At 29.8% G+C, this 12296-nt stretch carries 11 protein-coding genes and 1 tRNA gene; 6 read left to right on the forward strand and 6 right to left on the reverse strand.

Annotated features, from left to right (window positions below; translation table 11 throughout):
- Positions 1-47: 47 nt before the first annotated feature.
- Both ACFQ5N_RS08715 and ACFQ5N_RS08720 read left to right on the forward strand, forming a co-directional pair.
- Positions 48-123, forward strand: a tRNA-His gene (locus ACFQ5N_RS08715).
- Between the two features lie 117 nt (positions 124-240).
- A complete protein-coding gene (locus tag ACFQ5N_RS08720; protein ID WP_386809112.1) occupies positions 241-930 on the forward strand; it encodes a hypothetical protein in 690 nt (229 codons plus the stop codon).
- Between the two features lie 692 nt (positions 931-1622).
- Here the strand turns inward: ACFQ5N_RS08720 and uvrA are convergent.
- Entirely contained in the window at positions 1623-4403 is a 2781-nt protein-coding gene (gene uvrA / locus ACFQ5N_RS08725) for an excinuclease ABC subunit UvrA (protein WP_386809113.1), read from the reverse strand.
- Between the two features lie 233 nt (positions 4404-4636).
- Between uvrA and ACFQ5N_RS08730 the strand changes: the two genes are divergently transcribed.
- The 3 genes from ACFQ5N_RS08730 to ACFQ5N_RS08740 all read left to right on the forward strand — a co-directional run bounded on the left by ACFQ5N_RS08730 (position 4637) and on the right by ACFQ5N_RS08740 (position 6106).
- Positions 4637-5221 (forward strand): RNA polymerase sigma factor, encoded by a 585-nt coding sequence (locus ACFQ5N_RS08730; protein WP_386809114.1) that lies wholly within the window; start codon positions 4637-4639, stop codon positions 5219-5221.
- A 48-nt stretch (positions 5222-5269) separates the two neighbouring features.
- Positions 5270-5410: a hypothetical protein gene (locus ACFQ5N_RS08735; RefSeq protein WP_386809115.1), complete on the forward strand. Its 141-nt coding sequence runs from the start codon at positions 5270-5272 to the stop codon at positions 5408-5410.
- Positions 5411-5518: 108 nt separating this feature from the next.
- Positions 5519-6106 (forward strand): DUF4136 domain-containing protein, encoded by a 588-nt coding sequence (locus ACFQ5N_RS08740; RefSeq protein ID WP_386809116.1) that lies wholly within the window; start codon positions 5519-5521, stop codon positions 6104-6106.
- Positions 6107-6164: 58 nt separating this feature from the next.
- Here ACFQ5N_RS08740 and rmuC read toward each other — a convergent pair whose 3' ends face one another.
- Complete coding sequence (gene rmuC / locus ACFQ5N_RS08745; protein WP_386809117.1) at positions 6165-7484, reverse strand: DNA recombination protein RmuC; 1320 nt, start codon at positions 7482-7484, stop codon at positions 6165-6167.
- 3 nt (positions 7485-7487) lie between these two features.
- A complete protein-coding gene (locus tag ACFQ5N_RS08750; protein ID WP_386809118.1) occupies positions 7488-8033 on the reverse strand; it encodes a DsrE family protein in 546 nt (181 codons plus the stop codon).
- A 107-nt stretch (positions 8034-8140) separates the two neighbouring features.
- Here ACFQ5N_RS08750 and ACFQ5N_RS08755 point away from each other — a divergent pair, with 107 nt between their 5' ends.
- Positions 8141-8680, forward strand: a complete 540-nt coding sequence (locus ACFQ5N_RS08755; RefSeq protein WP_386809119.1) for a 1-acyl-sn-glycerol-3-phosphate acyltransferase — start codon at positions 8141-8143, stop codon at positions 8678-8680.
- Here ACFQ5N_RS08755 and gcvT read toward each other — a convergent pair.
- The 3 genes from gcvT to ACFQ5N_RS08770 all read right to left on the reverse strand — a co-directional run bounded on the left by gcvT (position 8677) and on the right by ACFQ5N_RS08770 (position 12296).
- Entirely contained in the window at positions 8677-9759 is a 1083-nt protein-coding gene (gene gcvT, locus ACFQ5N_RS08760) for a glycine cleavage system aminomethyltransferase GcvT (protein ID WP_386809120.1), read from the reverse strand. The genes ACFQ5N_RS08755 and gcvT overlap by 4 nt on opposite strands.
- Before the next feature lie 196 nt (positions 9760-9955).
- A complete protein-coding gene (gene thrC / locus ACFQ5N_RS08765) occupies positions 9956-11254 on the reverse strand; it encodes a threonine synthase (RefSeq protein WP_386809121.1) in 1299 nt (432 codons plus the stop codon).
- A 118-nt stretch (positions 11255-11372) separates the two neighbouring features.
- Entirely contained in the window at positions 11373-12296 is a 924-nt protein-coding gene (locus tag ACFQ5N_RS08770) for a homoserine kinase (RefSeq protein ID WP_386809713.1), read from the reverse strand.

A 12296-nucleotide genomic window follows, 5' to 3' on the forward strand; every position in this document is an offset into this window, starting at 1 on the left:
ATTGTTTGCATGAACTAAGAAATGTACTATATTTGCATCCGCAATATGGTGGTTGTAGCTCAGTTGGTTAGAGCATCGGTTTGTGGTACCGAGGGTCGCCGGTTCGAATCCGGTCTTCCACCCAAAATTAAAGATCTGTTTTTACAGATCTTTTTTTGTTTCTATACTTTTTTTTATGAAAATATTTAGAAATAGTACCTATAATATTTAATAGTTTTACAATTAATTAAAATTTTTAATATGAAGAATCTTTTATACGTTTTAACTTTTATTATTACAACAACTGTAATAGCACAACAAAGTAATACCATAGCCTTTGAAAAAAGTAAATTGCAATTAGCAAAATCATACGGAGACGAAAGTATGATTACGTCTTCAATTTATAATATAATTGCTTTGGAAGGTCCTCAAAGTACTTATAAAGATAGTTTGGCCTACATTTATTTTAGCGAAAGAGCGTATGTTTCTTGTTTTTTGGTAACAAATGATTTATTAAAAGGTAAACCTGATCATATTGAGTTTTTAGAAATGAATGCAGTTTCTTTAGAATCTATGGGTGCTTTAGAAAAAGCAATTGATGTTTATAAAAAGATATTTGCTAAAACTAATAATAACTATCAAGGTTATAAATTGGCAAGTATTCAATATAGAGCAGGAAAAGATGAAGATGCGTATGCAACTATTAAAAAAGCAGACCAATTACCTGATGATGGTACATTAAAAATGACCTTTCAGGTGAATGAAAATTACAATCAAAACGTTGATTTAAAACCTTCAATTGCTTATTTAGAAGGTTTAATTGCACAAAATTTAAATAAAACTGCTGAAGCAAAAATTTGTTATGAACGCGCTATTCAACTTTCACCAAAATTTGTATTGGCAAAAAGTAAATTAGAAATATTAAATGCGCAGGAAGAAGCGCAGAAATAATGATAACGACATAATTAAACAATAATAATTGTTTTTTTGAAATGATAAGGTGAGTTTTTATAAAGCTCACCTTTTTTTGTAGCGTTTTTAATTTTTGCAAATTTATTTTTGGTGATTTTCTTAGTAAAACCAATACTTCGAGGTGTTTTATTAGTTATAAATGGCGTGGTATTGTAAATAAATGGTAAATTATTTCAAATATATGGTTGAATATTTGAAATTGTTTTGTACATTTGATGTATTAAAACATTATAACCCCAAATATTTAATTTGAGTTTTAATTTACGTTAAGTTGTTTGAATTAATTGATGTAACCCCTAATTGATTAAGGATATCAAAAAAAATCATTAAACTTAATTTGATGCAAATTAAGTTTAATGATTAAAAAAAAGATTTCGATTTCATAACCTAATCCCCAAGATAATGAATTCTACTTTAAAATCAACCCCGGCAGACTTTATAAATACTGAAACCACGTATTTAAAAGTTATCAAACGAGAAATCAAAAAGGAAGTTCCAGTTAAACGAATTAAGATTAACACATTAATGCCAAATTTTAGCTATACAAATAGCTCTGGAGCATTAACTAAACCCGAAAAGTGCGTTTTACTATAAAAGCGAAACAAAGTCCCCACAATGTTCGTTAAGTTTGAGTTCAAAAGCAATTGTATTTCTACAATTGCTTTTTGAATTTATAATTTTTCAGCTAAAAAAGGTGCGGTGTAGGAGCTAGGATTTTTAATTAAATCTTCTGGCGTACCTTCAAATAATAGCGATCCACCATTTTTTCCACCTTCTTTTCCTAAATCAATTACATAATCGGCGCACTTTATTAAATCTATATTGTGTTCAATTACAATAATTGAATGGCCGTTTTCAATTAAAGCGTTGAACGACTTTAATAATTTTTTAATGTCATGAAAATGCAATCCAGTAGTTGGTTCATCAAAAATAAATAATGATTTGCTTTGGTTACTTCCTTTTACTAAAAATGATGCTAACTTAATACGTTGAGCTTCTCCGCCAGAAAGGGTAGAAGATGATTGCCCTAAAGTTACATACCCTAAACCAACGTCTTGTAATGGTTGTAATTTTCTTACAATTTTAAATTCTTGATGTTCATTAAAAAAAGCAATTGCATCATCAATGGTACTATTTAAAATGTCGTTTATAGATTTTTGATGAAATTTTACTTCTAAAACTTCTTTTTTAAAGCGTTTTCCTTTGCAAGTTTCACATTCTAAATGCACATCGGCCATAAATTGCATTTCAATAGTTACTTCACCTTCACCTTTACAAACTTCACAACGGCCACCTTCTACATTAAATGAAAAATGTTTGGGCTGATAATTTCTAATTTTTGATAATTTTTCTGAAGCAAATAAAGCTCTAATATCATCGTAAGCTTTTATGTAAGTTACAGGATTAGATCTACTTGAGCGTCCAATAGGATTTTGGTTGATAAACTCAATATGTTCAATTTTAGAGAAATTTCCTTTAACTTCAGAAAACTGACCTGCTTTTTCGCCATAGCCGCCAATTTTTTTCTGAATTACAGGATATAAAATTTTACTTACCAAAGTACTTTTTCCACTTCCAGAAACTCCAGTAACAACGGTTAAACAGTTTAAAGGAAAAGTAACATTAATATTTTTTAAATTATTTTCACGAGCTCCAATTATTTGAATGCTGTTTTTTGTTACGCGTCGTTGTTTAGGAACTTCTATTTGTAATTGATTATTTAAGTATTTTGCTGTTAAAGACTCAGATTTTAAAATTGTATCAAAGTTTCCTTCAGCAACAACTTCTCCTCCAAAAGTACCAGCTTCAGGTCCAATATCTATAATTAAATCTGATGCTTTCATTATGTCCTCATCATGCTCTACTACAATTACGGTATTTCCTAAATCTCGTAAATCTTTTAAAACTTTTATTAAGCGTTCAGTATCTTTAGGGTGTAAGCCAATACTTGGTTCATCTAAAATATACATAGATCCTACCAAGCTACTACCTAGTGATGTTGCTAAATTAATGCGTTGACTTTCTCCACCTGATAAAGAATTAGATCTTCTGTTTAATGTTAGATAACTAAGTCCAACATTATTTAAAAATTGCAATCTGTTATTAATTTCAACTAATAAACGTTTTGCTATTTTTTCTTGATGTGGTTCAAGTGTTAAGTTTTTGAAAAAAGTGGCGAGTTCATTTAATGGCACATCAACAAGTTCACTAATGCTTTTACCGTTAATTTTTACATTGTTAGCTTCAGCGCGAAGGCGTTTTCCCTGGCAAGTAGTACAAGTTGTTTTTCCGCGATAGCGAGATAACATAACTCTGTATTGAATTTTATAGCTTTGCTCTTCTAAAAATTGAAAAAATTGATGTAAGCCTTCAAAACTTGAATTTCCATTCCAAATAAGTTCTTTTGCTTCATCAGAAATTTCAAACCAAGGTTTATGAATTGGAATACCAAATTTATAGGCGTGTGTAATCAAATCATTTTTAAATTTTAAAAATGAATCTGATTTCCAAGGTAAAATAGCATCTTCATAAATGGATAATGAAGTGTTTGGAATTACTAAATCAGCATCAATACCAATAATATTTCCATAACCTTCACAGCTTGGACAAGCACCATACGGATTGTTAAAACTAAATAAATGTGTATTTGGCTCTAAAAACTGAATGCCATCTAGTTCAAATTTATTATTGAATAAAGTTTGTTCTTCGGTGTCAAGCGTTTCAATAATGCAAGCACCTTTGCCTTCAAAAAAAGCAGTTTGCACAGCATCAGCTAAACGATTAAAAAAATCTTCATCATCTTTTACTACAATTCTATCTATAACTAAATAAAAATTATGCTCTAATTCGCTATCAACTTCTTCAATACGAATAACTTTTCCTTTGTATTTTATTCTTGAATAACCTTGTTGAGCTAAAATTTTTAGGGTTTGTATAACGCTACGATCTTCAGGAATATGAACTTTAGCTAATAATAACAATTTAGTTTTAAGTTCTAATTCTTTTACATAGTTAACAACGTCACTAACAGTGTGTTTTTTTACAATATTTCCTGAAATAGGTGAGTAGGTTACTCCAATTCTTGCGTATAATAATTTTAAATAATCATAAATTTCAGTTGAAGTTCCAACTGTTGATCTAGGATTAGTAGAATTTACTTTTTGTTCTATAGCAATTGCAGGAGCAATTCCTTTAATATAATCTACTTTTGGTTTGTTCAATCTTCCTAAAAATTGACGTGCATAAGACGACAAACTTTCAACATATCTACGTTGTCCTTCAGCAAATAATGTGTCAAAAGCCAAACTAGACTTTCCAGAACCTGAAAGCCCTGTAATAACCACCAATTTGTTTCTTGGAATAGCAACATCAATATTTTTTAAATTATGAAGTTTAGCTCCTTTAATTAAAATGTTTTCTTTAGGATTTAGTGTTGCTAAGTTTTTTGTCATTTGAATTGAGAAAATTGAATAAATGCAAAGATAACTACAAAATTTCAAAATTTAGAGAAAGCTTTTGGCAGTTTTTTTAATAATAGAAGGTTTTAATGAAGCTAAATTTGTAATTCTAAAAAAAATACTTGATATTTGATTTTTAATCCAAAAAACAAAACGCGTATAAAACACTATTACTTTTTATAATAATAAAATAAACACAAAATTAATCCCCTAAAGTGTATTTTAGTATGGAAAGTAAAGTTATAGCCGACAGCGTTTTGGTTAGCAATTATATTCAAGGAAACGAAAAATCATTAGAGATTCTAATTGTACGTCATAAACAACGTATTTATAGTTTTATTTTGTCTAAAGTTTTAGACAAAGAGGTAGCAGAAGATATTTTTCAAGATGCTTTTATAAAAGTAATTAATACGCTTAAAAAAGGAGCGTACAATGAAGAAGGAAAGTTTTTGCCTTGGGTAATGCGTATTGCTCATAATTTAGTGATTGATCACTTCAGAAGAATGAAAAGAATTCCAAAATTTAACAATACGGATGAGTTTGATATTTTCTCTGTAATAAGTGATGAAGTTTTGAATGTTGAAAAGCAACTGATTAAAAATCAGGTGTTAGAAGATGTAAAACATTTGATTTTAGAATTGCCAAATGATCAAAAAGAAGTATTGATAATGCGTATGTATAAAGATATGAGTTTTAAAGAAATCTCAGAAAACACCAACGTAAGTATTAATACAGCTTTGGGAAGAATGCGATATGCTTTAATTAATTTGCGAAAGCTGGTTGATAAACATCAGATTAGTTTGATTAATTAAACAATATATAAAAAGTTTTATCGTTAATTAAGTATAAAAAGATACTATATGATGAAACTTTACACTGAAAAGTCTTCTTGTGAGGAGCAACCAAGAAATGAAATAATTCAATATTTACTAGATTATTCTCAACAGTTAAGAATAGTTAAAACCAACAAAAACAACCATATTGAATTACATTTAAATTAATGTTCTTAACCCATTTCAATTTTTGAAATGGGTTTTTTTAGCTTTTTATTAAGATAAATTTTAAAAGCAGATTTTTACCTTTGAATAACTAATTTTAAAAATAAAAAAATGAAGAATTTAATTAAATCCATTACTCTAATTTTGTTTTGTGTAGTTGCTATTGAGCCTGCTACTGCTCAAATAACGTATGATTATGACAAAGAAGCTGATTTTACAACATATAAAACCTATAGCTTTGGTGGTTGGCAAGAAAATTCAGAAAAATTGATTAATGATTTAGATAAAAAAAGAATTTACAGTTCTTTTAATGATGAATTGAGTAAAAGAGGGATGACATATGTTAAAGAAGGTGGTGATTTGGTAATTACTTTTTTCTTGGTGATTGATGAGAAAACTAGCACAACAGCTTATACAAGTTATATGGGTGCAGGAATGGGTTACGGACCTCGTTATGGCGGATATTACAGACCAGCTTGGGGTTGGGGTGGAGGATACTCTACAACATCGTACAGCCAAAACGATTATAAAGAAGGTACTTTTGTAATGGATGTTTATGATACGGCTACTAAAAAATTAATTTGGCAAGGTGTTTCTAAATCTACTATTAAAGAAAATGCTAATAAAAGAGAAAAGTCTATTCCAAAAGGTGCTAAGAAGTTAATGAAAAAATACCCTGTTGCTATTGTTAAAAAATAGCACTAAATATACTACTATTATAAAAATGCGCTAATTGTTTAATTAGCGCATTTTTTATTTATTCATCTTCTAAAGCTCGTTCTAACAAACGATCATTAAAATTCTTTGTTCCTTTTGCTCCAAGTTTTTTAATGTTTTCTACTTTTCTAATTAAATTACCATTTCCGGTTAATTTTTTCATAGTCACATCATAAGAACCTTGTACTGTTTTTAATTGGTTTCCAACTTTTATAAGGTCGTTGGTTAGGTTCACAAATTGATCATAAAGTCTACCTGCCATTACAGCAATATCAATAGCGTTTCTCTGTTGTTTTTCGTTGTTCCACATACTGTCAATAGTTCGCAGTGTAGCTAATAGAGTGGTAGGTGTTACAATTACAATATTTTTTTCAAAGGCTTTGTTGTATAATTGGTTATCACTTGTTAAAGCTGCTGCAAATGCAGGTTCAATAGGAATAAATAGCAATACAAAATCAGGAGAATCTATTTTGTAAATATCTTCATATTTTTTTTCGCTTAATTGTTCAATATGTCTTTTTAAAGAGCTTACGTGTTCCTTTAAAAGTTGTGCTTTTTCATTTTCATCATCAGAGTTTACAAATTGTTCGTAAGCAGTTAAAGAAACTTTAGAATCTATAATCATTTTCTTTTCATCTGGTAAATGAATTACCACATCAGGTAAAATTCTTTTGCCTTCATCATTTGTAAAACTTTGTTGCACAAAGTATTCACTGTTTTTTTGCAATCCAGATTTTTCTAAAACACGTTCTAATACCAATTCGCCCCAATTTCCTTGTGCTTTACTATCACCTTTTAAGGCTTTTGTTAAATTTAAGGTTTCTTTACTCATTTGAATATTTAAGTCTTTTAAACCTAAAATTTGCTCACGTAATGCTGCGTGATAGTCAATACTTTCTTTATGAGTGGTGTCTACTTTTCGTTCAAAAAGCTGAATCCTTTCTTGAAGCGGATTTAAAATTTGTTTGATATTTTCTTTGTTTTGCTCAGTAAATTTGGAAGACTTTTCTTCCAGAATTTTATTTGCTAAAATTTCAAAATCTTTGGTAAATTTCTCTTGAAGTTGAGATACTTCAGCTTTATTTTCTAGTAGCTTCTCTTCTAGATTTTTTAGTTCTGAAACTTTTTCAGTATACTTTAAATCTACCGCATGTTTTTGCTCGCTTAGTGATATTTTTTCTTTAGTTAAAACACTTATTTTGTTGTTATTGTCTTCTTTTTCTTGAAGTAATACTTTATTGTTGATTTCTAACTCGGAATTGATTTTTTCTAAGCTGTTTTTAGTAACTAATTTTCCTATTACAAAACCAATACTTATGGCAATAATAAATACAATTGCAATACTAATATAAAGCTCCATAATTTAATTAAAATTTATAATTTGATATCCGTTACTTTGGTATTCAACTAAAGCAGTTAATGCTGAAAGTGATACTTTAACGTTTTTTGAAACATCCTCTAAATCAAATTTATTAAATAATAAGGACTGTCCGCAAACAAATATTTCAACATCTTTTTTTTGTAAAGCTTCTATAAGTTCAGTATTTGGGTTTTTAGCATCGTATTTTTTTTCATACGCTTTCATACTTAAAGCGCTTTTAGTTGCTGCTCCGTGTAAAATAACAACTACCTTCATGTTTTCTTCCTTAATACCTTGTTGTCCGTGCATATTTAAAAAACGTGCGACCGTATTTATCAATGGATTTTCTTGTCCTTCTTTTGATCTGTCGGTATAAATGTCAAAAATAACCTTATACTCTTTCCCTTTTTCTAATTTTAATTCTGCTTTTTTAATGGCGAATGAAGCTCCGTAATCATTAATTATTGGACCTGTTTTTGGTTTTTCTGATTGTGCAATTACGGTGAATATGCATAAATAAAAAATAACCGTTGATATAATTCTCTTCATAAAATAAAATATAAATGTTGTAACAAATGATTTTATAAAAGTAAGATTTTTATATTTGCGGCCATAACCAACAAATAAACTTTAAAGGTTGAGTTATTAACAGTATTATGAAAGGAATTGCACGATTTATATTTTACACATTATTGGGATGGAAAACGGTAGGGAGCTTTCCTTCAGAATTAAAAAAATATGTGATAATTGGTGCGCCACATACGCATTGGTTAGATTTTATGGTTGGTTTGGCTCTTAAGTTTGCTGAAAGTTTACCAGCAAATTATATTGGAAAAGCATCATTATTTAAACCTCCTTTTGGGTTTTTCTTTAGATGGTTGGGTGGTACACCAATTGATAGGAGTAAAAGCAATAATAAAGTTGAAGCTATTGTTGATGTTTTTAATGCACACGAGAAATTTATTTTGGCCTTGTCTCCAGAAGGAACTAGAAAAAAAGTAATCAAGTGGAAAACAGGGTTTTACTATATTGCTAAAGGTGCAAATGTGCCAATTGTAATGTTTACTTTTAATTTTAAAGACAAAGAAGTGAAAATCTCCGAACCTTATTATTTAACTGATAATATGGACGAAGATTTTAAATATTTTCATAAGTTTTATGAAGGAGTTCAGGGGAAAGTTCCTGAATATTCTTAGCCTTTATAAAAAGGTAATTTTACAGTAATAGCTGGAATTGTTTTTTTACGAACTTGTATAAATATTTGAGTGTCTTTTTTAGCAAACGCTTTTTCAACGTAACCTAAACCTATTCCTTTTTTAAGTGAAGGACTCATAGTTCCTGAAGTTACTTCTCCAATAACAGCACCGTTTTCAGTTACAATTTTATAGCCATTTCTAGGAATTCCTTTTTCTGTTAATTCAAAAGCAACTAATTTTTTGGTAACGCCTTCTTCTTTTTGTTCTTTTATAGCTTCGCTATTTACAAAATCTTTGGTGAACTTGGTAATCCAGCCTAATCCAGCTTCAATAGGAGAGGTGGTATCGTTAATATCATTTCCGTACAAACAGTATCCCATTTCTAAACGCAATGTATCACGTGCTGCCAATCCAATTGGTTTTATACCAAAGTCTTTTCCTGCTTCAAAAACTTTATTCCAAACTTGTTCAACCTCACTGTTTTTACAATAAATTTCAAATCCGCCAGAACCAGTGTATCCTGTTGCTGAAATTATAACGTGTTCAATTCCGGCAAAATCACCAACTACAAAGTTGTAAAATTTAATAGCTGCTAAATCTACTGAAGTAACACTTTGCATAGCTTCAACTGCTTTTGGTCCTTGAATTGCTAATAAAGAATAGTCTTCTGAAATATTTTTCATTTCAGCATTCATAGTATTGTGACTGCTAATCCAGTTCCAATCTTTTTCTATATTTGAAGCATTTACTACCAATAAATAAGTTGTTTCTTTAATTTTGTAAACAATTAAATCATCAACAATTCCGCCTTTATCATTTGGCATACAGCTATATTGAGCGTTTCCAATTTCTAATTTAGATGCATCGTTTGAAGTAACTATTTGAATTAATTCCAATGCATTTTCTCCTTCAATTAAAAACTCTCCCATATGCGAAACATCAAAAACACCAACACCAGAACGAACTGTTTCATGTTCAATATTTATACCTTCATATTGCACAGGCATATTGTAGCCAGCAAATGGAACCATTTTAGCTCCTAATTCTTCATGTACGTGAGTTAATGCAGTATTTTTCATTTTTGGATATCTGTTTTAGTGCTGCTAAAATAATAAAATAAGAAGAGTTTGGTTGGTATTAATTTACCTTAAAAAGATCATATTTTTTAATATATGGTTTTAACAAAACTGTTAGAAACAATAAAGCTAGGTGATTTTTCAAATTAATATATGAAAATACACCTAGCTTTATTAGTTGAACGAATTATAAAAGCAATTACTTTGTATCAAGCAAGTACTTTTTTAGTTCTTCGTATGTTGAAATTTCAACTGCGATTTTCTCTTTATCCATAACTGCTGTTATTTGTGGAGGAAATTCAATAGTTTCATTTAATATTGGCTCAACAACATCTAAGAATTTCACGGGATGTGCCGTTTCTAAAAATAAACCTTGAGCTTTGTTCTTTTTTAAATATTTTTTCAAACCTAAATAACCTACAGCTCCGTGTGGATCAGCAATGTATCCAGATTTCTTTTTAATTTTTTTAATTGCTTTACGTGTTTTTTCATCTGAAAAAGAATACGAAGTCAAGTTTTCTTTTAGAAAAGAGTCATCATTATTATAAATCTCTTGGATACGAATAAAATTACTTGGATCACCTACATCCATAGCATTTGAAATGGTTTGAATTGAAGGTTTTGGAGTGTATACACCCGTTTTTAAGTAGTTTGGAACAATATCATTTACATTGGTTGCAGCAATAAATTGTTTAACTGGTAAACCTAATTGTTGCGCCATAATACCCGCACAAATATTTCCAAAGTTTCCACTAGGAACAGAAAACACCAAATCTTTCTTTTTATTTTTTAATTGTTTGTATGCAAAAAAGAAATAAAACATTTGTGGTAACCAACGTGCAATATTAATTGAATTTGCTGACGTTAAATTACGCTGCGAAGTAATTTCAGTATCTAAAAAAGCTGTTTTTACCATAGCTTGGCAATCATCAAAAGTACCGTTCACTTCCAAAGCTTTAATATTTTGACCTAAAGCTGTTAATTGTTTTTCTTGCACATCGCTAACTTTACCGCTAGGATATAAAATTACAACATCAACACCATCAACTCCTAAAAAACCACTTGCTACAGCACCACCAGTATCTCCAGAAGTTGCTACTAAAACAGTAACTTTCTCAGCGTTTTCATCTTTATTAAAAGCTCTAAAACAACGTGCCATAAAACGTGCTCCAACATCTTTAAAAGCCATTGTTGGACCGTGGAAAAGCTCTAATGAGGCAATATTTTTTTTAATTTCAACAATTGGAAAATCAAAACTTAACGTTTCTTCAATAATTTGTTTTAGTTCAGCTTCAGGAATTTCATCACCAACAAATTGTTTAATTACTTCAAAGGCAATTTCATTGTTTGAGAAATATTCAATATGATTGAAAAAATCCTTTTCTAACGGTGTAATACTTTCAGGAAAATATAATCCTTTATCAGGAGCTAATCCTTTTACAACAGCTTCTCTAAAAGAAACATTTGGTGCGTTTTTATTTAAACTATAATAGTTCATACTATTCTTATTTATGAAATTTCGTCTTTTTAAAATTACTTAAATTTTTAAGTTTTTAAATTATAAATTGACATTTATTTATTGTTCTTGTAGTTTTCTATTGTAAAACCACAGTTAATTAATTTAATATTTTTATACCTTGTTTGTTCACTTTTGAAACGTGAATATCATAATCTATTCCAACCTTGTTGTAAACCGATTTCATTGCATTGGCAACTTCTAAGGCTTTTTCTTCTCCTTTACTCAAAGCAAAAATAGAAGGACCTGAACCTGAAATTCCACATCCTAAAGCACCTGCTTTTATGGAGCTTTGCTTAACAGCATCAAACGCCGGAATTAAAATTGAACGAATAGGCTCAATTATATGATCTTCTAAAGAACGACTAATTAAATTGTAATCTTCTGTATACAAACCGCTTATCAATCCACCAACATTTCCCCATTGTTTAATGGCGTCTTTTAGCGGAACTGTAGTTTTTAATATTTCACGAGCGTCAGACGTTTTTACTTCAATTTGTGGATGAATTACTGTGGCATACAATTCACTAGGAGTGTGTATGCTTATTACGTCTAAAGGCTCATTACTTCTAACCAATGTAAATCCGCCAAAAAGGGCAGGAGCTACATTGTCTGCGTGTGCAACGCCTGTTGCTAAACGTTCACCTTCCATAGCAAAACGTACTAAATCTGAAATCTCAAAAGGTTTTCCTAATAATTCATTTATAGCCCAAACTGCACCTGCTGAACTAGCAGCACTGCTTCCAATTCCGCTTCCTGGTTTTATACGTTTGTCTATTTCAATTTCAAAACCAAATTCACTTTCTGTTTCTGCTAACAATGCTAATGCAGCAACACCAGCTACATTTTTATGGGTTTCTAAGGGTAAATCCTGACCAATAATTTTGGTAATTACTACGCCTTTTTTTGAAACTTTCTTAATAGTCATTTCGTCACCAACGGTATCTAATGCCAATCCAAGAATGTCAAAGCCACAAGAAACATTGGCAATGGTTGCAGGAGTAAATATTTTAATTTCTTCCAT

The sequence above is a fragment of the Lutibacter holmesii genome, assembly GCF_042679665.1.
Classification (GTDB): Bacteria; Bacteroidota; Bacteroidia; order Flavobacteriales; family Flavobacteriaceae; genus Lutibacter; species Lutibacter holmesii.